Genomic DNA, 24,785 nt, shown 5'->3' on the forward strand with positions numbered 1-24,785 from the left:
CCTCCTTCTGTTTCACCAGGCCGGCATCGCCGGGTAGTGCGCGCACTCGGCGGAGCAGGGCTCACGGGAGGACAGCGACGTGTGCAGCCAGTTGTCCTCGGGGATGCCGTGCACGCGCAGGGTCAGGGGGGTGGGCGCCGAGTGGATGGCGCTGAACACCGCCACGAACTCCACCGTGTAGGTGCCCGGGCGCCAGTCGTGGGCGTGGGTGACCCGCCAGGTCCCGTCCTCCTGGACCGGGGCCTCGGCGATGAGCCTGCCCTGTTCGAGCACCATCACCTTCTCCGTCCCGCGGGCCGCCCGGCCGGAGAAGCGGGGCCGGGGGCCGCACCAGGCGTTCGGCCGCGGACCCACGACCTGCGGCGGTTGCAGCCGGTCGAGAACGTGGAAGTCCACCGCCGTAGTGCGGGAGACGCTGTTGCCCGCGACGGCGAGGACCTGCACGGTGTGCGGGCCCGCCGGCCAGTTGACGACGCGCCGCCACTGCCAGGTGCCGGCGGCGGACACGGCTGAGCCGCCGAGGTAGCGGCCCTGCTCGAAGAAGAGCACATAGTCGGACCCGGCGGGCGCCTTGCCGCTCAGCTTGCGGGCGGCACCCACGAGCGCACCCGGTCCCGGCGAGACGACGACCGGTTCGTCCGGCAGCGCCGGCTCCATGGTGAGGGCCAGTTCGGGACGGCTCACATGGAACTCGGTGAGCACCGGGGGCAGCGGGCCGGGTGTCAGCCGCTCCGGGTCGATCATGTCGCGCGGCAGACCGGGGACGTCGAGGGCGCTCATGGCAAGGCGCCGGGCCACCTCGCGGGCGCCCAGGTCGTTGAAGTGGCTGGCATCGATGATGCCGTCGGGATGGTTGGGGTGCTCGCGCGGGTCCAGCCAGCGGAAGAGCCGCCGCGCCCGGGTGGGCCCCAGCTCCGCGATCATCTCGGTGGTGAAGGCGTCCATGTCGAGCAGCGCGGCGCCCGTCTCGGCCGCCGCCTCCCGGGTGAGGTCGGAGTATCCGTCATGGGTGTCCACCACGTTGCCCGCCTCGTCGAAGGCGCAGCGGACGGCCGGGGTGACCAGTACGGGGACGGCGCCCTCGCCCCGTACGGCCTCGACGTACAGGCGCAGGTACTCCTTGTACTCGCGCGGGCCGTGATGGCGGTTGAGCTGGTTGATGCGCTGCTCCACGCTGCCGAAGGCGAGCAGCACCAGGTCGCCGGGGGCGAGGATGCCGAGGAGTGTGGCGAGGCGCTCGGTGAAGTAACCGCGCAACGTCATGGCATCGCGGGCGTAGTTGCGCACCTCGTAGCCCGTGCCGAGGAACTCGCCCAGGTACTGTCCCCAGCCCGCGAGCGGTGCCTCCGCCTCGGTCCGCGAGGCGGCCACCGAGTTCCCGATGATGCAGATCTTCCTCATGTGTCCCTCATGTGTCGCGCCTGTCTTGCCGTTGTCCTGCCGCCCCGGTGGCCGACGGTCACACGATCGTCAGCGGCCCGAAGCCCTCGGCGGGGTCCGCCGTCTTCTGCCGCATCACCCTCAGCCGCGCGTCGGTGCCCAGCACCGCCACCACCACCCGGCCGGAGCCGTCCAGCGCGAGGGCGGGCGGTCGCGCCATCAGCACGTCGTGGTCCGCCCACTCGGGCGCCTCGTCCCGGCCCTGCGTGGCGAAGGCCGCGACGCTCAGGCCGTTGCGGCCGTTGCGGCGCGCCAGGACGAGGGTGTCGTGCCGTTCGGTGCAGTGCCGCAACGCCGCGACGCGGCCCGTGCCGCCGTGGCCGCCGAGCCGTTCGACGCAGGTGTTCCACCGGCCGTCGGGGCGCTGCCGTACGCACATCACCTCGCCGGATTCCTCCTCGCGGTACACGACCGCCATGCGGGAGCGCCCGATCTGCACCGGTGTGATCCCGCCGACCGGCCGCCAGGCGTCCGGGTCCCCCTGCGTCACACCGTCCTGGAGCTTGTACGGGCCGTGGACGTCGTCCTGATACCAGTGCACGGCACCGACGCGGTTCGCGGCGAACAAGTGGACGCGCCCGGTGGACTTCAGCACGGCGGTCAGGCAGTCCTGCATCCCGCGGCCGCCCAGGTCCTCCCAGGCGCCCCAGCCCTCGGCGGTCTCCCGCCGGGCGCTGATGCCCGCTCCGAAGTTCCGCATGAACACATGCAGCCGCCCCGAGGGGTCGACGACGGCCTCGGGCACGCCGACCTCGCGGCAGCGCTGCCAGTCCCTGGACCGCTCGTTGGGGTTGCCGACGCTCTCCCACACAGTGGTCGCACCGGTGTGGGCCTGCCGCCACATACGGACGACCTCCACGTCCACCCGGCCGTCCGGCCCCGGCGTGCGGCGCTGGCCCACGAGGTGCACCCCGCCCTCACGGTCGGGCGCCACCGAGAGGGCCGGAGTGAGACGGCCGCCCGGCAGCAGGACCGGCCGGTCCCAGGCGCCGCTGCCCGGCGCGCTCTCGGTCCATACCGCGACCCGGTCGCCGAGCACGGCGTACGCGGCGAGCCTGCCGTCGGCCTGGAGGTGGAGCCAGTCGGTGCCGCCCTCGTAGCGGGCCCGGGTGCTCCAGCCGTAGCGGCGGATGTCGGACCCGTCGGAGAGCTGCCGGTCGCCGCAGTGGCGGCGTCGGCACTCGTGGCCGTCGGCGGCCGTGTAGACCTCGATGACGCGCTTCTTCTCGGCCCAGGCGTGTTCGGTGAGGTTGCTGGGCGACAGCTTGTTGCCGTAGCCGACGCAGTGGTCGACGAGCGGGGGCACCCCGCCCTCGGCGAGGTACTGGTCGAGGGCGCCCAGCGCGAACTGCGCCGTGGCGGTGTGGTCCTGGTGGTCGCTGGACGTCGGCCCCCGGACCTCGTCCCACTCCGTGTGCCAGGGGTCGGGGTCCATGGTCCAGTACTGGTCGGGCCGGGTGTGGTGGAGCAGCTCGGCCAGACAGCGGCGCAGAACGTCACGGCTGATCCGCTGCGCCGGGCCCAGGGGGGACTCGGCGGCGTTCAGGGTGAGCTGCGTGGCGCACTGCCCGGCCCACAGCGTGGCCAGCCGGGCGGGCGGCACGTCGGCGGCGAAGCCGTGCTGTGTGTCGACCATGCGCAGCCCGAAGAAGAAGAGCTGGACGTGGGGCGCCGCCAGCAGGGTGGACCGCTCCGCCGCCACCCCGGCCGAGAAGGGGACGACGTCCCGCGCCCACTCGCTCTCCCGGTCGCCCGTCACCATGGCCGCGTATGCCGCGCGCAGCCCCTGCTGGCGTGCCTCGGCGTAACCGGCGTAGTCCGGGGGGCTGTCGAGGCGGTGCGGGTCGCGGGTGTCGATGTTGCGCCCGTCGGCCTCGGCGGCCGTCAGGTACACGCTGGTGACCCGGTGCCCCGCCTCCAGCGCCCGCTGGAGGTCGGGGTTGATGAAGTACAGATCGTCGTCGGGGTGGGCGAGGACCTGGAGCAGCGAAGGGCGCGGTGTGGTTCCCTCGGCGGACGGCATGACGGCTTTCCCTTCAACTGCGGACGCCGGCCGGTGGCAGGCGAGCGGACGGCGGTGCGGGTACGGGTACGGTCCGGCGGGGTGTCAGAGCGGCCAGGCGGGCAGCCGCCCCTCGCGGGCCAGACGGTTGCGCGGTGAGCCGGCCTCGAACTGGCTGGGCACCGGGAAGTAGCTCGGCAGGAACGCGGCGAGGATCGCGTCCTGTTCCTCCTCGGAGACGTCGCCGTCGTGGTAGTCGTTCAGGCAGAACACGTCGTGCGGGCGCACCGTGAGGATGCGGCTGAGCCGGGGCTTGTGCTCGCTCAGGCCGACGTTGACGAAGCCGCAGGAGATGCTGCCGGGCACGCTGCGCAGGGTGTGGTGGCCCAGGTAGTGGTGGAGCGAGGAGGCCACGGACACGTCCTGGTGGCTGCGGAGCTGGTTGTGCGCGGTGACCTGGACGGGGCCGGCGTACCGCCGCTCGATGTCGGCGAGGACGGTGCGCCGCAGCGGATGCGGTGCGTGCAGGAAGGTGTGCACGAGCGTCTGCCCGAAGTCCCGCTCCATCAGGGCCCGGTTGTTCTTGGCGGCCGCGACGTTGAACTCGTCCGTCTCCTCGACCGGCGCCATCGGCACGGAGGTCGGCGACATGAAGTACTTGGACTGGCCGTTGCCGAGGAAGAACGCGTCGGGCCGCAGGGTGCGGCCCACGAACACGTCGTCGTTGAAGTACAGGAAGTGCTCGGCCAGCCCCTCGATGTGGTGCAACTGGCTCTCGATGGCGTGCGAGTTGTAGCTGGGCAGCGTTCCCCGGTCGCCGAAGACCTCGGTGTGGTCCACGACCCGCACGCGCGGGTGCTCGAGGTCGAGCCAGTGCGGGACCTGCTGGTCGGTGACCAGGTAGATGTTGCGTATCCAGGGCGCGTACATGTCGATGGAGCGCAGGGAGTACCGCAGTTCCTCCCGGTCCCGGAAGCGGGCCGCGCTGGTGGCCGCGTCCTCCGTCTCCATGCCCAGGGCGGTCAGGGCGGCGTTCTTCCGCTCCAGCCAGTTCACGTCGGCCCCGTTGACCCAGGTGTAGACGGCGTCGACGGGGAAGTCGATGTCCCCGTGCAGCCGCCGGGTGAACGCCTCGATGCTCGGGTAGGCGCGGCCGCCCAGGGTGAGGGGCCTGCGGCGCATGGCGCTGAGGGGCACCCGGTCACCGATCAGCGTGCGGGCCGGGGCCATGAGCCGGCTCTCGTCCTCGGGGTCGGTCTCCCAGAAGGAGATGGTGCAGCCGTAGACGGCGCCCAGGCGCAGCAGCCGCGAGTGCGAGACGAGGTTCTGGTAGACCCGGATGCCGGAGACGGCCGGGTCGGCGTGCGGGGTCACCAGTCCGGCGAGGACGGTGGCGGTCGTCTTCTGGCTCTCGTTGAGGACGCCGGCGTAGACCGCCTTGTCGGCGAAGTGTTCTCCCAGCGCCTTGAAGACGGCGTCGCGGTGCACGGCGTGCACGGCGATGGTGTGCCGGATCAGGTGGTCGCGCACCACGAGGTAAGGGATGGACGCGGATTCGAGTGCGTCGGCCGCCAGGGCCAGGTTCTGCTGGACGCCGTCCCAGGGCGACTCCCAGTCCATCACCCGGCACACCTGGCCGCCGTCCTCGACCAGTTCGCGGCGCTGGAGCAGCCGCTGCTCGACGGCGCGCTGGTCGGCGGTGCGGACGGTCGTGGCGGGGGCGGGGGCGGCGGCCGCGACGATGCCGTCGGGACCGCTGTAGTAGGCGTGCACCGCCTGGCGTTCGGCCTTGGCGACGGCCCGGCGTCCGCTGTCGCGTTCCGCGACCAGTTCGTGGAAGATGCGCTCCCAGTGCGCGGTGACCACGGCGGGCGAGAAGCGGTTGACGGAGGCCAGGGCGGCGGCGCCCATGTCGCGCCGCAGCCCGTCGTCCTGGATGAGCAGCATCAGCGCGGAGGCGAGGGCCTCGGTGTCGCCGGGCGGGACCAGGACGCCGGTCCGGCCGTCGATGACGACTTCACGGGGACCGTTCGGGGAGTCGTAGGAGACGACGGGGACGCCGGCGGCGTGCGCCTCGGCGAGGACCAGGCCGAACGCCTCGTTGCGGGAGGTGAGGGTGGCGATGCTGGCCTTGGCCCACTCCTCGGCGAGGTGCCGGGAGTTGCCGTTGAGCTGGACGCAGTCGTGCAGTCCGAGCATGTCGATCTGCCGGCGCAGGGCACCGCTGAGCGGACCGTCGCCGAAGATCCGGAGCTGCCAGTCCGGGTGGTGCCGCGCGACGATCGCCCAGGCGGCGACGGCGTGGTCGATCTGCTTCTCCGCCACGAGCCGTCCCGCGATGACCACCGTGCGGGTCTGGAGGGTCGACCGCGGCCGGAACCCGCTGGGCAGCGCGTTGGGTACGACGTCCAGTCGGGGCGCGGCGTCCCCCAGGGTCTCGGCGAACCACTCCAGCGTGCGTTCGCTGAGCACGGCCAGGGCGTCCAGCCGGGCGGCGTACCGGCGCAGCGGCTCGCCGCTGGTGCCGCGCAGCTCGGAGACCCGGTGCTCCTGGTGCACGGTGATGACGTGCGCCGGCGCGAAGTGGACGGCCAGCGCCATCAGCGCGGGCGTGGTCGTGATGAGGATGTCGGTGTCGGTGCCCTGGAGTTCGAGACCGAGTTCCAGGTCCGAGAGCCGGTTGAACGCCGACTCCCAGGACCGGTCGACGATCTCGCTCGGCTGTGCCGCCAGCCCCTCCCACACCGCGGGCTCCACCGAGCTGGGCCGCAGGGGGCGGGGAGTCGGGGCGGTGAGGTCGATCAGGTAGTCGACACGGACCCGCGCGTCCGGGGTGAAGAACTGCTCGGTCTTGCTCTTGAAGACGCTCAGCACCCGCACGTCGTGTCGCGCGGCCAGCTCGGAGGCCTGGTTGAACACCGCCCGCTCGGTGCCGCCGACCGCATCGGCCGTGGTCAGCAGGAACGTGATCTTCATCTGTCGGTTCAGCCTGCCTCGGGCATACGCGTGCAGGTCATCCGGAGATTGCCCGCAGGGGTGTAACGCGGTTGGACGATCATGGTGGGGTGGCCCGCCGGGGTGACCGCGAGCCGGCGCATGGCGAAGACGCGCAGGGGGTTGCGTACGTCGTGCAGCCGGCGCCCCAGCCGCAGCGACAGGCCACCGCCGTCACGCAGTCGTACGTCCCACTGGTCGGGGCGGCTGCCTCGCGGGGGCATCCGGTCCAGCGGGACGTCGACCCGGAGGACACCGCCGCCCAGTACGGTGACGGGCTGCTCGACCACGCGGCCGGACGCCGTGAACTCCGCCCAGGGAGCGTCGGCACGGGTGCCGAACACCCGGAAGTCGACACTGACCCCGGCGTGCCCGAGGTGCACCTTGGCGACCTCGGCGGCGGGCCGCGCGGCGGTGCTGGCGATCCGGGCGCTGCCCCGGAAGGAGCGGCTGAGCCGGTGCCGCTCGCCGGTCACCGGGGACGCCGTCATGGGCCTGGTCGGCCCGGCGTAGGGGACGGGCGGATCGAGCAGCACCAACGGCAGGGTGCGGGTACGGCGCCCGGCGCGCACCCGGAGGGCCAGCCGCCAGCGTCCGCCGGAGACGGGTATGCCGCCGAGTTCGGCGCCGAGCAGTACGGCGGCGTCCACCAGGGTCTCCCCCGCCGGGCCCTGGTGAAGGCGGGCCTCGGCGAAATACCTGCGTCGGCGGCGGCGCAGTACGACCTCGGCGTGTTCCGGCATCCCGGCCGAGGGCGGCAGTTGGGCGTGCAGGTTCACGGTCTGGCCGTCGAGGATACCCGCGTAGCGGAGTACGGCGGTGCGCCGGCGGCGCAGGGGGACGAAGAGCCCCATCATGAGCCGGGTGCGCACGGCGAACGCGAGGGCGTGAAGGCGGCGGCCGAGGCCGCCGGCCGTGGCGCGGGCGGGAGAGGCACTCATGAGGTGGTGGCCCCCAGTTCTCCTCGGCTCGGCCGGCGCCGGGGCAGGCGGACCTGCTCCGGAGCCTCGTAGGGGCTGGGCACCGGGAAGTAGGCGTCCAGGAAGGTGGCGACCATGTGGGCCTGTTTTTCGGGATCGGCGGCGGTGACCGTGTCGTTCATGCAGAAGGTGTCGAAGTTGCGGCGGGCGAGCAGGTTGTCCAGCCGGCGCTGGGCCAGCCGGTCCGCCAGGTCGACGTAGACGTAGCGGATGTCGCCCACCGTGGCCCGGGCCGAGCCGTAGGCGTAGTAGTGGTGCAGCGAGGAGGCGATCGGCACGTCGCTGGGCGAGCGGAAGCGGGAGTGCTGGGTGACCCGGTGCGCCTTGTCGTAGACCTGCTCGATCTCCGCGAGGACGCTGCGCCGCAGAGCGTGCGGGGTGTGCTTCATCTTCTGGGAGATGACGGTCCCGAACTGCTGGGCTATCAGCCCGCGGCTGTTCTTGCCGGCCGCGTTGACCGGCAGGTCGTCCGTGCTGGCCCGGCCGGACGGGATCAGCGCCTTGGACTGGAAGAACTTGGTCAGTCCATTGGGATGGAAGAAGTGCCCCGGCTCGACGGGACGGCCGAAGAACACGTCGTCGTTCAGGTAGAGGAAGTGCTCCGACAGTCCGGGGATGTGGTGCAACTGGCTTTCGATGGCGTGGGAGTTGAAGGTCGGCAGCGCGCTCGGGTCGGCGAATATCTCGCGGTGGTCCACCACCCGGAGGCCGGGCACGTCCCGGCGCAGCCAGGCGGGCACCTGTCCGGCGGTGACCAGGTAGATGTCGCGCACCCAGGGCGCGTACTGGTGGATCGAGCGCAGCGAGTAACGCAGTTCGTCCCGGCTGGTGTAACGGGAGTCGTTGGCGGCCTGCTCGTGCAGTGTGCCGCCCCCGTCCGAGGTCAGGTGCCCGCGCGCGCGTTCGCGGTTCCGGCGCCATACGGGGTCGGAGTCGTCCACCCAGGTGTAGACCACGTCGATGGGGAAGAGGTGGTCGTCCGGCAGCGCGGCGAGAAACTCCGGCACGGTGCGGGCGTGGCCGGTGGTGTAGAGCCCGGGAACCGTACTGAATCGTTTCTGCTCGCCCCAGCAGCGACCGGCGTCCGCCGGGATCTCCGTGGCCACCTTGTTGGGGCGCGGCGCGACGAGAACGCCGTCCCGCTCGTCCCAGAACTCGACCTCACAGCCGGACTCGGCACCGAACACCAGGTTCCCGCTGGGGTCGCAGACGACCCAGACCACGCGCAGCACCGGCTTCTCGCGCAGCGCGCGCCAGCTTGCCGCCGCGCTGCCGGGCCGCAACTGCACCGGATTGCCGGTGCCGACGTACCCGGGGTACTCCGCGAAGGCGACGCGCAGCAGCTCCTCGAACCGCGACCGCAGCCGGGCCGGTACGGCGACGCACGGCAGACGCGGGGAAGCGGTGCCGCGCACGCAGAAGTAGTCGAGTCCGGCCTCTTCGAGGAAGGAGACGAGGAGATGGAGGTTACGGGCGCGAGCGGCCCACTCGGTGGCTCCCGGGACCTCCACCGCACGGAGGAACTTGCCGGCCACCTTGACGACACGTCGTGCACCGTCGGGGGTGTCCACGTCCGCGCGGCGGCGGCCTTCCATGGCCCGGACGACCGCCGCGGAACGCACGGCGTCGGCGGAGGCGAGCGAACGTTTCACCGAGGTGCGCATCGAGCCGGGGACCCGCCGCACGATCCAGCGCCGCGCTCCCGTCGGAATGACAGATCGATATGTCGACACGAGCGCGCTCGCCTCGGGGTTGTTCAGGCTCACCCGACTTTCACACCATCCACTTCGAACCGGAGCAGATCGCCCCGGTGACCGCCCCCACCCTCAACCGCGACCGTCGCCCTCATCGCCGCAGTCACCGGACCGCCAGCCTCATCCCGTTCGCAGGGTGATGACTACGACTCACCTGAGCCTTACCGATCACACAGAATGTTTACATCTGGTTTGCCGACTGTCCAGAAGAGCATGGGTATCCGGGGGCTCCTGTCGTACATCCCACATCGATACAACCTGACGAGCTGTACTGAGTCCGCGTCACGCGGAAGTCATCCTGGCGCGATACGGAGAGATATCGCCATCACATAATATGCACACAGCCCACACTGATCGGCCGTGAGCAGAGGTGCATACGGGGCGCTCGACCCGCCACGCCCGGTGTCCCGACCTGCCCGGACAAGTCGTGTGATGCGCGCCACTGCCGCACAACGCACGCGGGCCGCCACGGGTCTGACCCGAGCACCCAGCACTTTCCCGGCACCAGTGAACGAGGACCGCGACGCCATGACGACCCCAGAGGCTCCCGACAGCTCACGCCCGCCCAAGGCACCACGCCGGCGCCGGACCGGACGGTGGGTCATGCTCACCCTGGCGGTGCTGGTCCTGGCAGGCGCCGGGACCGGGTACTGGATGTACAGCCGGCTCGACGGCAACATCACCGGCGTCGACCTCGACCAGTCCCTCGGTGACGACCGCCCGCCGAAGCTGCCCACCTCCGGACAGAACGTGCTGGTCCTCGGCTCCGACTCGCGCGCCGGGGCCAACGCCGGTCTGGGCACCGGAAAAGTGGCCGGAGCCCGCTCCGACACCGCGCTGGTGATCCACATACCCGAGGGCCGCAAACAGGCCGTCGCCGTCAGCATCCCGCGCGACACCCTCGTCACCCGCCCCGAGTGCGCCAAGGACGACGGGACGAAGCTGCCGTCGGCGAACCGCGTCATGTTCAACTCGGTCTACTCCGCGGCCGGTCCGGCCTGTGTGGTCAAGACGGTCGAGAAGATGTCGGGCGTCCGGCTCGACCACTTCGTGGAGATCGACTTCGCCGGGTTCAAGGGCCTGGTCGACGCGATCGGCGGCGTGCCCGTCACCGTCGACCGCGACATCCACGACTCCTCCAGCGGCCTCGACCTCGCCGCCGGCACTCATCGGCTGAACGGCACCCAGGCGCTCCAGTTCGTCCGCACCCGGCACGGCATCGGCGACGGCAGTGACCTCGGCCGGATCGGGATGCAGCAGAAGTTCCTGATGGCGCTGCTCGCCGAGATCAAGAAGCAGGACCTGATGGGCAGCCCCACCAAGGCGTACGCCGTGGCCGACGACCTCACCACCGCGCTCACCACCGACTCCGGGCTCGCCTCGCTCACCAAGCTGGCCGAGTTCAGCCGCAGCATGAACGGCGTCGACACCTCCACCATGGAGACGATCATGCTGCCGGTTCAGTACGACACCCAGGACCCCAACCGGGTCGTGGCCGCGGAGCCCCAGGCCAAGCAGCTCTGGACGGCCCTGCGCTCCGACGCGACCATCCCCGACTCGGCCAAGAAGTCGCCCGCGGGCGGCGGCGCCACCCCGTAGGGGCGGCGCCCTCGGGAGACGGCGGGGGTCAGACCTCCCGCCAGGGCTCCAGCGCGAGCCCCGGCTCGTCCTTGCGGTGGGCGAGGACGAGCCGTCCGGTCGACGGGGACAGCGCGGCCGCGGTCAGCCGGCCGAGGTCGGCGTCCCCCACGAGGAAGACCCGCGCGTCCTCGGGCAGCACCGGACCCGACTCGGCCCACCAGGCCCCCGCCGACTCCGCCTCGGTGGGGTAGGCGGCGATGGCCACCCGGCCGCTCGCCGCGCGCTGCGCGAGCACCGTGCAGTCGTGGCCCTCCAGCCGGCAGCGCGCCGCGCTCACCGGGCCGGGACCCGCCGCGGGCAGCAGCGGCACGGGCGCCCAGCCGGGACGCCAGACGCAGAGCATCCCCTCGGTGTCGGTCCAGAACACGGTCGTGCTGTGCTCGGAGGTGGCGAGCGCGGCCAGGGTGCCCGGCCGGACCCGCGTCTCCAGCGACTCGGTGACGGTGATCTGCTCGCCCGGCTTCTCCTGGGTCCAGTGCACGATGCCGCCGGGCACCACCCCGTACACCCCGACCAGGCCCGTCTCCCCCGTCACCGCGGCCAGGCCGTTCTGGACTCGTGAGCCGTTGAGGTCGCGCCAGGGTGCCCAGCCGCCCTTCTCCCGCTGGGCGACCATGCTCAGTCCCTGGCCGCCGTTGACCACGAAGACATGGGCCCGGCCCTGGTGGTCCACCGCGACCGCCGGGTCGGAGGTGGGAGATCCCTTGCGGTTGGGGTGGCCGAGCGGGGTCCAGTCCATGGCGGTGAGGTCGGCCCGGTAGTGCGTGGAGTGCGTCAGCACCGCCTCGCCGCCTGCCGCCGGGTGCCAGGAGACGAGGTGGGCATAGCCGTCCGTGCCCTGGCCCACACCGAGACCGGGACGCAGTTTCTGTTCGCCGCCCACCCTGCGCGGGGCGGTCCAACCGCCACCCGGCCGGTGTTCCGCCCGCGACAGGACACCGTCGTCCGTGGGCTGGTAGACACCGAGTCGGCCGTCGCGGCCGCGTATGAGCCAGTCGCCGTTCACCGGATCACCATAAGCTGCCTGCTGAGGCCCGTGGACCGCGCCCCCGGACGGCTCCCGTGGGACCCTGGCCCCATGGACGACGTACACGGTGTTCCGGGTCAGGACGATCCCCTGCTGGCGATCGTGGACTGCGCCAATGTGATGGGTTCGCGCCCCGACGGCTGGTGGAAGGACCGCAAGGGGGCCGCCGAGCGGCTGCGGGACCGGCTGGCCAGTGACGGGCTGCCGGGGCGTACCGACCCGGCGGAGATCGTGCTGGTGGTGGAGGGCGCGGCGCGCGGGGTCGAGTCGGTGCCGGGGGTGCGGGTGGAGTCCGCGCCGGGCAGCGGGGACGACTGGATCGTGGAGCTGGTCGCCGGGTCCGCCGACCGGGACCGGCTGGTGGTGACCGCCGACCGCGAGCTGCGGCGCCGGGTGGGCGCGCTGGGCGCCGACGTGGCCGGCCCGCGTACGGCCCTCGGCTGAGGTCTCCGTGACGCGGACCGGCACCGGGGCTCAGGTCGCCTTCGGGGTCTCCTCGGGCTGCTCCTCGCGGGCCAGGCGGCTGTGCGTGCGGCCGTAGAGGAAGTAGACGACGAAGCCGATCGCCATCCAGATGGCGAACCGGAGCCAGGTCTCGGCCGGCAGGTTCAGCATCAGCCACAGCGACGCGCACACCGACACGATCGGCAGCACCGGGACCAGCGGGGTACGGAAGGCGCGGTGCAGGTCGGGACGCGTCCGGCGCAGGATGATCACGCTGATCGCCACCACGATGAACGCGAACAGGGTGCCGATGTTGACCAGTTCGGCCAGTTCGCTCAGGCTGGTGAAGCCCGCGATGATCGCGATGATCACGCCCAGCAGGATGGTCGGCCGGTGCGGGGTGCGGAAGCGCGGGTGGACGCGGGAGAAGAAGCGGGGCAGCAGCCCGTCGCGGCTCATGGCGAAGAACACCCGGGTCTGGCCCAGCAGCAGGATCATGCACACCGTGGTCAGGCCGACGGCGGCGCCGAAGCTGATGATTCCCGCGTACCAGGGATGCCCGAGCGACTTGAACGCGTCCGCGAGCGGCGCCTCCACCGACAGCTCGGTGTACTTCTGCATGCCGGTGACGACCAGGGACACCGCCACGTACAGCACCGTGCAGATGAACAGCGAGCCGAGGATGCCGCGCGGCATGTCCCGCTGCGGGTTGCGGGTCTCCTCCGCGGCGGTGGCGACGATGTCGAAGCCGATGAACGCGAAGAACACCACCGAGGCGGCGGTGAAGATGCCCATCACACCGAAGTTCGCCGGGGCCCAGCCGAACATGAGCTGGATCAGCGGCGCCGCGAGGTCCCCGCCCGCCTCCTGCGGCTGGGCCGGCGGGATGAACGGCTTGTAGTTGTCGCCCGTGACGAAGAAGGCGCCCGCCACGATCACGATGAGGACGACGATCACCTTGATGGCGACCACGACCGAGGTGATCCGGGCGGACAGCTTCATGCCGACCACCAGCACACAGGTGAGCAGCAGCACCAGGGCCGCCGCCAGGATGTCGAAGCCGAACCCGCTCGCGCCGTCCCGCCCGGACAGGTACGCCGGCAGGTGCCAGCCCCAACTGTCGAACAGCGAGCGGATGTACCCGGACCAGCCGACCGCCACCACCGCCGTGCCGAGCGCGAACTCCAGCACCAGGTCCCACCCGATGGTCCAGGCGGGCAGCTCCCCGAGCGAGGCGTACGAGAAGGTGTACGCCGACCCCGCCACCGGGACCGTCGAGGCGAACTCGGCGTAGCAGAGCGCGGCCAGGCCGCAGACCACACCGGCGACGACGAAGGCGATGGCCACCGCGGGACCCGCGCTGTTCTTGGCCACCTGGCCGGTCAGCACGAAGATGCCGGTGCCGATGATGACACCGACACCGAACACGGTCAGGTCGAGGGCGGAGAGGGACTTCTTGAGCGAATGCTCCGGTTCCTCGGTGTCCCGGATGGACTGCTCGACGTTCTTCGTACGGAAGAGCGTGCTCACGTACCTACCTCCCACGCTTGTCGTCCTCGACATGATCGAGAGGGACGGGGTGCGGGTGCCCCGGCAATGGCAGGTTCACGCAAGCGGGCCGGTTCCGCCACCTGAGGAGGCAGCAGAACCGGCCCGGAAGTGTGGCGTTCGGGTGGCTACTCGCGCGCGGACTCCACCGAGTCCATGGCGTCCGTGCCCTGGCCGAAGCGGCCGTCGATCTTGGCGACCAGACCGGTGACCTGGCGGGCGATGTCGGGGGCGGTCAGCCCGATCTCGGCCATGACCTCGGCGCGCGAGGCGTGGTCGAGGAAGCGGGGCGGGATGCCGAAGTCGCGCAGCGGCATGTCCACGCCCGCGTCGCGCAGCGCCTGGGCGATCGCGGAGCCGACACCGCCGACGCGGCTGTTGTCCTCGACGGTGACGACGACCCGGTGCCGCTCGGCGAGGGGGGCCATCGCCTCGTCCACCGGCTTGACCCAGCGGGGGTCGACCACGGTGGTGGAGATGCCCTGCTTGTCGAGCAGCGTGGCGATCTCCAGGCACATCGGGGCGAGCGCGCCGACCGACACCAGCAGCACGTCCGGGCGCTCGGTGCCCGGCTCGCGCAGCACGTCCATGCCGCCCACCCGGCGCACGGCCGGTACGGCGGGGCCGACCGCGCCCTTGGAGAAGCGGACCACGGTCGGCGCGTCCTCGACGGCGACGGCCTCGCGCAACTGGGCGCGGACCTGGTCGGCGTCGCGCGGGGCGGCGAGCCTCAGGCCGGGCACGACCTGGAGGATCGACATGTCCCACATGCCGTTGTGCGAGGCGCCGTCGGTACCGGTGACGCCGGCACGGTCCAGGACGAAGGTCACGCCGCACTTGTGCAGGGCGACGTCCATCAGGACCTGGTCGAAGGCGCGGTTGAGGAAGGTGGCGTACACCGCGAAGACCGGGTGCACCCCGCCGTGCGCGAGGCCGGCCGCGGAGACGGCGCCGTGCTGCTCGGCGATGCCGACGTCGTAGACCCGCTCGGGGAAGCGCTTGGCGAACTTGTCCAGGCCGACCGGCTGGAGCATGGCCGCGGTGATCGCGACGATGTCCTCGCGCTCCTCGCCGAGCTTCACCATCTCCTCACCGAAGACCGAGGTCCAGTCGGCGCCGGAGGAGGCGATGGGCAGGCCGGTGTCGGGGTGGATCTTGCCCACCGCGTGGAAGCGGTCGGCCTCGTCCTGGAGGGCGGGCTGGTAGCCGCGGCCCTTCTCGGTGAGGCAGTGCACGATGACCGGGCCGCCGAACCGCTTGGCGCGCACCAGCGCCGACTCCAGCGCCTCGATGTCGTGGCCGTCGATCGGGCCGACGTACTTCAGGCCGAGGTCCTCGAACATGCCCTGCGGGGCGATGAAGTCCTTCAGGCCCTTCTTGGCGCCGTGCAGGGTGTCGTAGAGCGGGCGGCCGACGACCGGGGTGCGGTCCAGCAGGTCCTTGGTGCGGGCGAGGAAACGCTCGTAGCCGTCGCTGGTGCGCAGGGTGGCCAGGTGGTTGGCCATGCCGCCGATGGTGGGCGCGTAGGAGCGCTCGTTGTCGTTGACGACGATGACGAGCGGGCGGTCCTTGGCCTCGGCGATGTTGTTCAGCGCCTCCCAGGCCATGCCGCCGGTCAGCGCGCCGTCACCGATGACGGCGACCACGCGGTCGTCGGACTTCCTCAGCTCGTTGGCCTTGGCGATGCCGTCGGCCCAGCCGAGCACCGTGGAGGCGTGGCTGTTCTCGATGACGTCGTGCTCGGACTCGCTCTGCGCCGGGTAGCCGGAGAGGCCGCCCTTCATCTTCAGACGGGAGAAGTCCTGGCGCCCGGTGAGGAGCTTGTGGACGTAGGACTGGTGGCCGGTGTCCCACAGCACCTTGTCGGCGGGCGAGTGGAAGACCCGGTGCAGGGCGATGGTCAGCTCCACCACACCGAGGTTGGGGCCGAGGTGACCGCCGGTCTTGGACACGGCCTCCACGAGGAAGGTCCGGATCTCCTCAGCAAGCTGGTTCAGCTCCTCCAGGCTGAGCCGGTCCAGATCGCGCGGTCCCGTGATGCGGGTCAGCAGCGGCACCCGTGCCTCCTTGCAAGTATGAGCTGATCGAGCTGTTGCCGGGCTTGATGAGTCTAATGTTCCGCCCCGGCGGCCGATGGCCGGGCGGTGCCCCTGTAGTCATGCGAACGGCCCCACCCCCGGTGGACGGGGGCGTGGCCAGGGGAAACGCAGGAGGCCCGGCGCATCGTCGCGCCGGGCCTCCCAGTGCCTGCCGAGCTTACGCGCGGCCGGCCGACTTCTGGGTCTTGCGGGTCACCGCGTCGATGACGACGGTCGCCAGCAGGACGCCACCGGTGATCATGTACTGCACCGGCGAGGGGATGCCCTGGAGGGCCAGGCCGTACTGGATCGAGACGATGACCAGCACACCGAGGAGCGCGTTCCAGGTGCGGCCGCGGCCGCCGAAGAGGGAGGTGCCGCCGATGACGGCCGCCGCGATGGCGTTCATCAGCAGGTCACCGCCGCCCGCGCCCTGGTTGGCGGAGGCGATCTTGGAGGCGATGAACAGACCGCCCAGCGCCGCGAAGGTGCCGGAGACGGCGAACACCGAGATGCGGACCAGGTCCACGTTGATACCGGCACGGCGGGACGCCTCGACGCTGCCGCCGAGCGCGAACACCTTGCGGCCGTAGGCCGTGCGTCGCAGCACGAAGTCGGTGACGAAGAGGACCGCGACGAAGATCACGACCGCCAGCGGCAGGCCCTTGTACTGGTTGAAGACGATCGCCACGGCGAAGGAGACCAGGCCCAGCAGCACGGTGCGCAGGATGATCTCGCTCAGCGGCTTCGACGGCACCCCGGCGGCGTCACGGCGCTTGTTGCCGAGGAAGGAGCTGACGAAGAACAGCACCGTCACCACGGCGGCCAGGCCGTAGGCGGCGGCCACGTCGGAGAAGTAGTAGCTGGTCAGGTTGGCGACCAGGCCGTCGCTGTTCAGGTTGATCGTGCCGTTGTCGCCCAGGATCTTGAGCATCAGGCCGTTCCAGAACAGCAGTCCCGCCAGGGTGACGGCGAAGGCCGGCACACCGATCTTGGCGAAGAAGAAGCCCTGGATGGCGCCGGCGACGGTGCCCGTGAGGATCGCCAGCACGAAGGCCAGCACCTCGTTCATGCCGTTGGTGATGTTGAGCACCGCGAAGGTGGCGCCCGCGACACCGGAGAGGGAGCCGACCGAGAGGTCGATCTCGCCGAGCAGCAGGACGAACACGATACCGACGGCGATCATGCCCGTGCCGACCATGGCGACGGAGATGTCGGAGAGGTTGCCCGCGGTGAGGAAGTTGGAGTTCAGGCTCTGGAAGATGATCCAGATGACGATGAGTCCGACCACGACGGGCATCGAGCCCAGGTCGCCGGCCTTCATCTTGCGCTTGAACTCGCCCACGTAGCCCGCGAGTCCCTGCTCGCGCACGAGCAGCCGGGGGTCGACGGCGACACCGGCGCCGGGGGCGGCCTCCGGGTTCACCGCGGCCGCGTCGGCGGAGGGCTGGGGGGTGGCGTCGTCCGCAGGGGTGGAGGTCTTCTCGATGCTCACTTCTTGATCTCCCCATTGGTGCGCGCCGCACGACGGGTGACGGCATTGTCCGAGGCGCCGGTGATGGCGGAGATGATCTCTTCCTGCGAGGTCGACTTGACCTCGAAGACGCCGTTGTTGCGGCCCAGGCGCAGCACGGCCACCTTGTCGGCGACCGCCTTGACGTCGGCCATGTTGTGGCTGATCAGAATCACGGCGTGGCCGCGCTCCCGCAGCCGCTCGACCAGGTCGAGGACCTGGGCGGTCTGCTCGACGCCGAGCGCGGCGGTCGGCTCGTCGAGGATCACCAGCTTGGGCTCGCCGAGCATGGACCGGGCGATGGCCACGACCTGGCGCTGACCGCCGGAGAGCGAGGCGATCGGGATACGGACGCTGGGGATGCGGATCGAGAGCTGGTCCAGCAGCTCACGCGAGCGCCGCTCCATCTCGACCTCGTCCAGGACGCCCGCGCGGCGGATCTCCCGGCCCAGGTAGAGGTTGCCGACGACATCGATGTTGTCGCACAGCGCGAGGTCCTGGTACACCGTCGCGATGCCCAGGTTCTGGGCGTCGTGCGGCTTGTTGACCTGGACGGTCTTGCCGTCCCATTCGATGACACCCTCATCGATGGGGTGCACGCCGGCGATCGTCTTGACCAGCGTGGACTTTCCGGCACCGTTGTCGCCCACCAGGGCGACCACCTCACCGGCGTGGACCTCCAGCGTGACATCGGTGAGCGCCTGGACGGCACCGAATCGCTTGGAGACTCCGCGCAACGCCAGCACGGGCGTAGCGGACACGTGAACCATCTCCTTCGCCGCCTGACCCGGCGGGAGGTTGTGCAGAAGTTTGGGGGAATTCCGTCCGGCGCCCCGCGCCGAGCTTGCGGGGCTGTGTGTATGCGCGGGGCGCCGGAGGAGCCTGAGCGGGCCTCACCGACCCGCCGGCGGGAATCCGGCCGGCGGGGGGAGAAGGGGCCCGTCGGTTACTTCAGGCCGGCCTTGTCGCAGGCGGCCTTGTACTGGGCGGTGCAGATGTCGGCCACCGTGTAGACGCCGTCCTTGATGACGGTGTCCTTGATGTTGTCCTTGGTCAGCGAGGTGACGGCGACCAGGATGGACGGAACACCCTTGGTGGTGGGGCTGTCGACCTTGTCCTTGGCGACGGAGTCCAGCGACTTGCCCTGCGCCAGGTTGACGGCCATCTCCGCGGCGGCGTCGGCCTCCGGGGCGTACGGCTTGTAGACGCTCATGTACTGGGCACCGGAGACGATGCGCTGCACACCGGCGAGCTCGGCGTCCTGGCCGGTGACCGGGACGTTGGAGATGCCCGCGGACTTGAGGGCGGTGATGATACCGCCGGCCATGCCGTCGTTGGCGGAGTAGACGCCGATGATGTTCTTCTTGCCCAGGGCCGAGATGGCGCCCTCCATGTTGGAGTTGGCGTTCTCCGGCTTCCACTCCTTGGTGTCGTACTCCTTGCCGACGTTCACCTTGCCGTCGAGGACGTCGTGCGCGCCCTTCTTGAACTGGGCGGCGTTCGGGTCCGTGGAGGAGCCGTTCATCATGACGATCTTGCCGGACTTGGCCTTGGAGCCAAGGGCCTTCAGGAGGGCCTCGCCCTGCGTCTTGCCGACGGTCTCGTTGTCGAACGAGGTGTAGGCGTCGATCGGGCCCTGCGCCAGGCGGTCGTAGGCGACGACCGGGATGCCGGCGTCCTTGGCCTTCTGCACCGAGTTCTTGATCGCAGCGGCGTCCACCGCGTCGATGATCAGGACGTCCACCTTGTTGGTGATCATGGTGTCGACCTGCTGGTTCTGCTGGGTCGCGTCCTGCTTGGCGTTGGCGTAGACGACCTTGCCCTTGCCGTTCGTCAGCTCCGAGACCTTCTTCTCGATCAGCGGACGGTCGAACTTCTCGTAACGCGCGGTCTGGTTCTCCGGAAGGAGCAGGCCGACCGTGATCGCGTCGCCCTTCTTCTTGCTGTCCGCGGACTTGCTGGCACCGCCACCGGACTCCTTGGCACTGCCACAGGCGGCGAGCGAGACGGCCATGGCACCAGCAGCAACGGCGAAGGCCGCACGACGCATACGCGTGTTCACTTCAGAAACCTCCCTGACGAGGCCGCGTCGTTGCGGCCGAGGTGGCTGGAAGTCAACTCGGCCACGCGTTCGGCGTCAAGAAGTAAATCCTTAACGAGATGGCAACGGTGCCATCCGTTATCTAAGTGAAGGCAGGAGCGACCACGGGCAGCGAGGCCGTGGCGGAGCCGTCGAGCAGGGTCGAATCGCCCATTTCGCTCAGTGCGAGCGCGAGTGCTCCGAGCACCTCGGCCCGGCCGCCAAGTGCCCCTGGAAGCACGGACAGTTGACGTCCCGCGCTGGGGATCGCATAGCGTCCTACGGACTCCCGGATGGGGGCCAGCACCAGTTCCCCGGCCTCGGCGAGATCGCCGCCCAGGACGACCCGGCTGGGGTTCAGCAGGTTGCACAGGTTGGCCACGCCGCTGCCGATGTGCCGGCCCACGTCGGCGATGACGCGACGGCAGCCGGGGTCCCCGTCGCGGGCCAGCCGGACGACGCCCTCCATGGTCAGGGAGGTGCCGTGGCTCGGCTGGAGCAGCGGCAGGACGTAGCGCGCGGCGGTGAAGGTCTCCAGGCAGCCGCGGTTGCCGCAGCGGCACACCGGGCCCCCCTCGTCGAGGGTGATGTGCCCGATCTCCCCGGCCGTCCCGCCGGGCCCGCGGTAGATCTGCCCGTTGATCACCAGGCCCGCCCCGACCCCGCTGGCCACCTTGATGTAGGCGAGGTCGCGGACGCCCTTGCCGCTGCCCCAGACCAGCTCGCCGAGGGCGCCCAGATTGGCGTCGTTGTCCACGTGCACGGGCACGCCGAGGCGTTCGCGCAGCTCCTCGGCGGGCCGGGTGCCGCCCCAGCCGGGCAGGATCGAGGTGGAGCCCAGGGTGCCCGACTCCACGTCGATGGGGCCCGGTACACCGAGGCCGACCCCGGCCACCTTGCCCCGGTCCACGCCGGTGGCGGCGATCAGCCGGTCGATCAGCTCCTCGGCCCGGTCGAAGCCCTGCGTCGAGGAGGCGTCCACGTCCAGCGGCTCGGACTCCTCGGCGAGCACCTGGTGCGCCAGGTTGCCGATGGCCACGCGCAGGTGGGTGTGGCCGAAGTCGATGCCGATCACTATCCCGGCGTCCCCGCTGAGCGAGACGCTGCGGGCCCGGCGGCCGCCCGCCGAGGTGGGCGTGACCTCGACGGTCCCGCCGTCCTTCAGCTCGCGCACGATGTTGGAGACCGTCGCGGCGGACAACCCGGTCGTACGGGCGATCTCCGCCTGCGTGAGCGACCCGGCCAGCCGCACCGCCCGTACGACTCGTTCCAGGTTGGCTCGGTGCAGCGACGACTGCGACCCCGGAGTCTCCATCGACCCATCCACTCCCGACATCGGCGGGCGGCCCCATCGCCGCCCGTGGCCCAGGTCACATCTGCGGAACCGGGCCACTTACAAGTTATGAACTCCAAGCTCTGCTGAAGGGGTAACCGCAGTCAAGTCCTTGACGGAAATCGCTGACACTCGCCGTGATCCGCTGTCCCTCCTCCGAGTGGGTTTCATCGCGTGACGAGGCTGTGACCAGGAGTGGCTTCAGGGGCTGACGGCGGGGTTCGCGCCGGGTGACCGGTAACGATCGCAAAGTGACCGCCGATGTCCACACATGCGCCGGCCCCGGTGGGGGCACCGGGGCCGGCCTGGAGCAGTGCAGGGTTACTTCAGCGCGCCCGCCGTCAGTCCCGCGACCACCTGCCGCTGGAAGACGATGTACGCCGCCAGCACCGGCAGCATCGCCATCACCAGCCCCGCGAAGAGGCCGGACCAGTCGCCCTTGTAGCCCTGGCTGACGGCGAGTTGGACGAGCCCCTGGGTGAGCACCTTCTTGTCCGGGTCGGTGTTCAGCACCGTCGGCAGCATGTACTGGTTCCACTGGCCGAGGAAGTTGAAGATGCCCACGCTGATCAGGCCGGGCCTGGCCATGGGCAGCATGATCTGGAAGAAGGTCCGGCTGTGCGAGGCGCCGTCCACGAAGGCCGCTTCGGCCACCGAAGTGGGCAGGGTACGGAAGAAAGCGGTCAGGAAGAAGACCGTGAACGGCAGGGAGTAGGCGATGTAGACCAGGATCAGTCCGTGGATCGTGTTCAGCAGCCCCATGTTGTGCACGACGTAGAACAACGGCACCAGCGCGAGCATGATCGGGAAGCTCATCCCGCCGACGAACAGGTAGTAGATGAAGCGGTTGCCCGGGAAGTCGAAGCGGGCCAGCACATAGGCCGCCATCGAGCCGAGCACCAGGGTGCCGATCAGCGAACCTCCCACCACCAGAACGGTGTTGAGGAAGTACTCGCTCATATGGGCCTGGGACCAGGCGCGCGACCAGTTGTCGAAGTGCAGCTTGTCCGGCAGCGCCCAGGGCGAGCCGAAGATGGAGCTGTCGTCCTTGAACGAGGTCATCACCGCCCACAGCAGCGGCAGGACGACCATGATCGCCCAGATGACCAGCACGCCGTGCGAGAAGACGTTGAGGACGGAGCCCTCGGAGCGGCGGCGGGCACCGGGGCGGGGCGGAACCGCGTCGGTCTTCACGACGGGCGCGGGGGGCGGGACGGGAGCGTCGGTGGTCGTCATGGGGCTCAGTACTCCAGCCGCTCGCGGCGGCCCAGCCGCATCACGATCGCGGCGAACGCGAGCGTGACGACCAGCAGGGCGACGCCGATGGTGGTGGCGTAGGCGGCCTGACCGTCCCGGAACGCCTTCTGGTACACGTACAGGACCAGCACCGTGGTCGAGTAGTCGGGGCCGCCGGGGCCGGTCGTCATGATCTGTACGACCGCGAACGACTCGGCGCCCAGCGCGAGGATGCCCATGTAGACCCAGCCGGACTGCACGGTGTCCCACAGCAGCGGCAGGGTGACCCGGAAGAAGGTGGTCGCACGGCCGGCCCCGTCCAGCAGGGCCGCCTCGTACAGCTCGGCCGGGATCGAGGCCATGCCCGCGCTGAACAGCACCACGAAGAAGCCGGTGGTGGACCAGATCAGCACCGCCATCACGCACCACAGCGCGAGGTTCGGATCGCCCAGCCAGAGCGGCTGGAGCGAGTCCAGGCCGATGCCGCGCAGGAACGAGTTGATGGCGCCGCTGTCCGGGTTGTAGGCGAAGGCGAAGAGCAGGGCCACGATGGCGATCGAGAGCACCTGCGGAAAGAAATAGACGATCTTGTAGAAGCCGGAACCGCGCACTCCGGTGACGACCGGACCGCCCTTTCGGTGCCGGCCGCCCACATTGATCATGAAAGCGAAGAACAGGGCCATGCCGAGCGTCACCAGCGGCAGCAGCAGGGCGAAGAGCAGACTGTGCGTCAACGACTTCCAGAAGATGTCGTCGTGCAGCATCCGGGTGTAGTTGTCGGCACCCACCATGCTGAATTCGGGGCTCAGGCCGGTCCAGTCCGTGAACGAGTAGTAGATGGACTGGATGAACGGCCAGATCACAAAGAGTGCGTAGAGCCCGAGCGGGGCCGCGAGGAACCCCGTGATGAACCCGTACTTGCCGTGCTGCATTGCCGGACGACCCCGTTCCTGGGACACGTGCTGCCGCTGGTGACGAACCCGTGAGGGGGTGTTACTTGTGCTTGTAGTGCTTGATGGAGTCGTCCTTGGCCGCCTCGTCGGCGAAGCCCTGGATCTTCTTGACCGTCTCGGCCGGGGTGAGCCGGCCGGCCATCATCTCGCCGAGGCCGCCGACGCCGATCTTCTCCTTCTCCAACTGGACGTACCAGTCCGGGATACGCGGGTTCACCACGTTGTCCCCGGCCTTGTCCAGCGCGGCGACGCCCGCCTTCAGACCGGGGGTCAGCTCGATGCCGTCGATGCCGCCGTTGAGCGCGGAGAGCGACTTCACCTTGGAGGTGAAGTTCCGCGAGGACGCCTCGGAGAGCATGATGCGCAGTTGCTCCATGCCGCCCTCGGGGTTGGCCGCCTTGGCCGGGACCACGAAGGGCTCACCGCCGGAGGCCCAGATGGTGCCGAAGGGCATCTTGTCGGAGCTGTCGAGTCCGGTCGGCGCCGAGACCGCCAGGTTGAAGTCGGCGGGGATGACGTTGGCCGACTCGTTCTCCACCCAGGAGCCGTTCGGGATGAACAGCGCCTTGCCCTTGGCCCAGGCCGTCTGCGACTGGATGTGGTCCAGGCCGGGCGTGCCGCGCAGGATGTAGCCCTTCTTGAACAGCTCGTAGTACGCCTCGAAGCACGCCTTGACGGCCGGGTGCTTCCAGGCGTTGGGCTCCAGGTTGTCGATCGCGTCCAGCACCTCGCGGCCGCCGACCTTGGCGATCATCGGGTAGAGCGAGAAGGGCAGGTAGTACGGGTACTTGCCCGCGTAGGTCCAGCCCGCGATGCCCTTCTTCTTGGCCTTGGCGCAGACCTTGAGCATGTCGTCCCAGGTCTCGGGGTACTTCTCGTCCAGCCCGTCCAGGGCCTTCTGGGAGTACCAGACGCCGTACACGGTGTAGGCGTAGTTGAGAATCCACACCGGGTCGCCGTCGAACTGGCCCATCTCCACGATGCCCGGGCGCAGGGTGTCGCGGACCTTCTTGGACGGGTCGTCGTACGACGGCGCGTCCAGCAGCGGGGTGAGGTCGGCGAGCTGCTTCTTGCCGACCAGGACGCCCATGTCCATCTGCTCGGCGCCGGAGTTGTCGATGAGGTCCGGCGGGTTGCCCTGGTTGAAGCGGGGCTGCAGGGTGGACTGGATCTTCTGGGTGGCGGAGAACTTCACCTGGGCCTTGGGGAAGTCCTTCTCGTACAGCTTCACCGCGTCCTCGGCGTACTCCTTGCCGAAGCCGCCGTCGAAGAGGACGAAGTCCAGCTTGGCGGTGTCGTTGACGCCGAGCGGGTTCTTCTCGGTCTTCTTGCCCGCCTTCGCCTTGTCCTGCCCGTCGCCGCCGCTGCTCGCGCAGGCCGACAGCAGCCCCATTCCGGGGGCGGCCGCCAGGCCGAGCACCGCCGTGCGCTTAATCAGATCACGACGGCCGACGCCCTCGCTGCCATGCTGTCCGGTGGAACCCATGCTCAAGTCCTCGCCTTCTCCAGGACTCAGGCGGTGAACCGGATCTCCCCCCGGCACCGCGGTCGGGTTGTGCTGGCTCGTGCAGGAAACGCCGACAGGTATAGTCCACTTCCCGCCAAGGGGGCAAGATCGAATGCAAGGTCGGCCGCCGGTCTTTTCCGAGTTGAGACCTGGTGGAAATATCGCCGGGCTCCGCACGCCCTGCCGGATGAATTACCGATATAGCCCCCTGAATGCCACACTCAACACCCTTGACATCACCGGCCACTTGACCAC

17 protein-coding genes are annotated in these 24,785 nt (G+C 70.1%); 2 read left to right on the plus strand and 15 right to left on the minus strand.

Translation table 11 applies throughout. From position 1 onward, the window contains the following. Nucleotides 1–12: 12 nt before the first annotated feature. From ACZ3HQ_RS14330 to ACZ3HQ_RS14350, 5 genes are all read right to left on the minus strand, one after another. Nucleotides 13–1,401, minus strand: coding sequence for a GDSL-type esterase/lipase family protein (locus ACZ3HQ_RS14330; RefSeq protein WP_467510689.1), 1,389 nt, complete (start codon nucleotides 1,399–1,401; stop codon nucleotides 13–15). A 58-nt stretch (nucleotides 1,402–1,459) separates the two neighbouring features. Continuing rightward, nucleotides 1,460–3,463: a PIG-L family deacetylase gene (locus ACZ3HQ_RS14335; RefSeq protein ID WP_467510691.1), complete on the minus strand. Its 2,004-nt coding sequence runs from the start codon at nucleotides 3,461–3,463 to the stop codon at nucleotides 1,460–1,462. Between the two features lie 84 nt (nucleotides 3,464–3,547). Then, nucleotides 3,548–6,418: a stealth conserved region 3 domain-containing protein gene (locus ACZ3HQ_RS14340; protein WP_467510693.1), complete on the minus strand. Its 2,871-nt coding sequence runs from the start codon at nucleotides 6,416–6,418 to the stop codon at nucleotides 3,548–3,550. Between the two features lie 8 nt (nucleotides 6,419–6,426). After that, a complete protein-coding gene (locus ACZ3HQ_RS14345) occupies nucleotides 6,427–7,377 on the minus strand; it encodes a hypothetical protein (protein WP_467510695.1) in 951 nt (316 codons plus the stop codon). Beyond that, nucleotides 7,374–9,080, minus strand: a complete 1,707-nt coding sequence (locus ACZ3HQ_RS14350; RefSeq protein ID WP_467511070.1) for a stealth family protein — start codon at nucleotides 9,078–9,080, stop codon at nucleotides 7,374–7,376. Before ACZ3HQ_RS14350 ends, ACZ3HQ_RS14345 begins: the two co-directional genes overlap by 4 nt. A gap of 618 nt (nucleotides 9,081–9,698) precedes the next feature. On the opposite strand from ACZ3HQ_RS14350, the gene ACZ3HQ_RS14355 reads away from it, so the two are divergent. Then, entirely contained in the window at nucleotides 9,699–10,769 is a 1,071-nt protein-coding gene (locus tag ACZ3HQ_RS14355; RefSeq protein WP_467510697.1) for an LCP family protein, read from the plus strand. Between the two features lie 28 nt (nucleotides 10,770–10,797). Here the strand turns inward: ACZ3HQ_RS14355 and ACZ3HQ_RS14360 are convergent, their stop codons facing one another. Continuing rightward, entirely contained in the window at nucleotides 10,798–11,817 is a 1,020-nt protein-coding gene (locus ACZ3HQ_RS14360; RefSeq protein WP_467510699.1) for a hypothetical protein, read from the minus strand. A 72-nt stretch (nucleotides 11,818–11,889) separates the two neighbouring features. On the opposite strand from ACZ3HQ_RS14360, the gene ACZ3HQ_RS14365 reads away from it, so the two are divergent. Further along, nucleotides 11,890–12,282: a PIN domain-containing protein gene (locus ACZ3HQ_RS14365; RefSeq protein WP_030802734.1), complete on the plus strand. Its 393-nt coding sequence runs from the start codon at nucleotides 11,890–11,892 to the stop codon at nucleotides 12,280–12,282. Between the two features lie 30 nt (nucleotides 12,283–12,312). Here the strand turns inward: ACZ3HQ_RS14365 and ACZ3HQ_RS14370 are convergent, their stop codons facing one another. The 9 genes from ACZ3HQ_RS14370 to ngcE form a co-directional block, all read right to left on the minus strand. Next, on the minus strand, nucleotides 12,313–13,812 hold the full coding sequence (locus tag ACZ3HQ_RS14370; RefSeq protein ID WP_467510701.1) for an amino acid permease: 1,500 nt from the start codon (nucleotides 13,810–13,812) through the stop codon (nucleotides 12,313–12,315). Between the two features lie 146 nt (nucleotides 13,813–13,958). Next, complete coding sequence (gene dxs, locus ACZ3HQ_RS14375) at nucleotides 13,959–15,887, minus strand: 1-deoxy-D-xylulose-5-phosphate synthase (RefSeq protein ID WP_467510703.1); 1,929 nt, start codon at nucleotides 15,885–15,887, stop codon at nucleotides 13,959–13,961. A gap of 199 nt (nucleotides 15,888–16,086) precedes the next feature. After that, entirely contained in the window at nucleotides 16,087–17,403 is a 1,317-nt protein-coding gene (locus tag ACZ3HQ_RS14380; RefSeq protein ID WP_467510705.1) for a sugar ABC transporter permease, read from the minus strand. After that, nucleotides 17,400–18,191: an ATP-binding cassette domain-containing protein gene (locus ACZ3HQ_RS14385; RefSeq protein WP_161149124.1), complete on the minus strand. Its 792-nt coding sequence runs from the start codon at nucleotides 18,189–18,191 to the stop codon at nucleotides 17,400–17,402. Before ACZ3HQ_RS14385 ends, ACZ3HQ_RS14380 begins: the two co-directional genes overlap by 4 nt. Before the next feature lie 176 nt (nucleotides 18,192–18,367). Further along, entirely contained in the window at nucleotides 18,368–19,471 is a 1,104-nt protein-coding gene (locus ACZ3HQ_RS14390; protein ID WP_467511072.1) for a sugar ABC transporter substrate-binding protein, read from the minus strand. A gap of 133 nt (nucleotides 19,472–19,604) precedes the next feature. Continuing rightward, nucleotides 19,605–20,816, minus strand: a complete 1,212-nt coding sequence (locus ACZ3HQ_RS14395; RefSeq protein WP_467510707.1) for an ROK family transcriptional regulator — start codon at nucleotides 20,814–20,816, stop codon at nucleotides 19,605–19,607. Nucleotides 20,817–21,155: 339 nt separating this feature from the next. Then, on the minus strand, nucleotides 21,156–22,070 hold the full coding sequence (locus ACZ3HQ_RS14400) for a carbohydrate ABC transporter permease (protein ID WP_467510709.1): 915 nt from the start codon (nucleotides 22,068–22,070) through the stop codon (nucleotides 21,156–21,158). Between the two features lie 5 nt (nucleotides 22,071–22,075). Further along, nucleotides 22,076–23,002: a carbohydrate ABC transporter permease gene (locus ACZ3HQ_RS14405; protein WP_467510711.1), complete on the minus strand. Its 927-nt coding sequence runs from the start codon at nucleotides 23,000–23,002 to the stop codon at nucleotides 22,076–22,078. Nucleotides 23,003–23,063: 61 nt separating this feature from the next. Next, a complete protein-coding gene (gene ngcE, locus ACZ3HQ_RS14410) occupies nucleotides 23,064–24,509 on the minus strand; it encodes an N-acetylglucosamine/diacetylchitobiose ABC transporter substrate-binding protein (protein WP_467510713.1) in 1,446 nt (481 codons plus the stop codon). Between the last annotated feature and the right edge of the window lie 276 nt (nucleotides 24,510–24,785).

The organism is Streptomyces sp. NPDC018263, assembly GCF_055562575.1.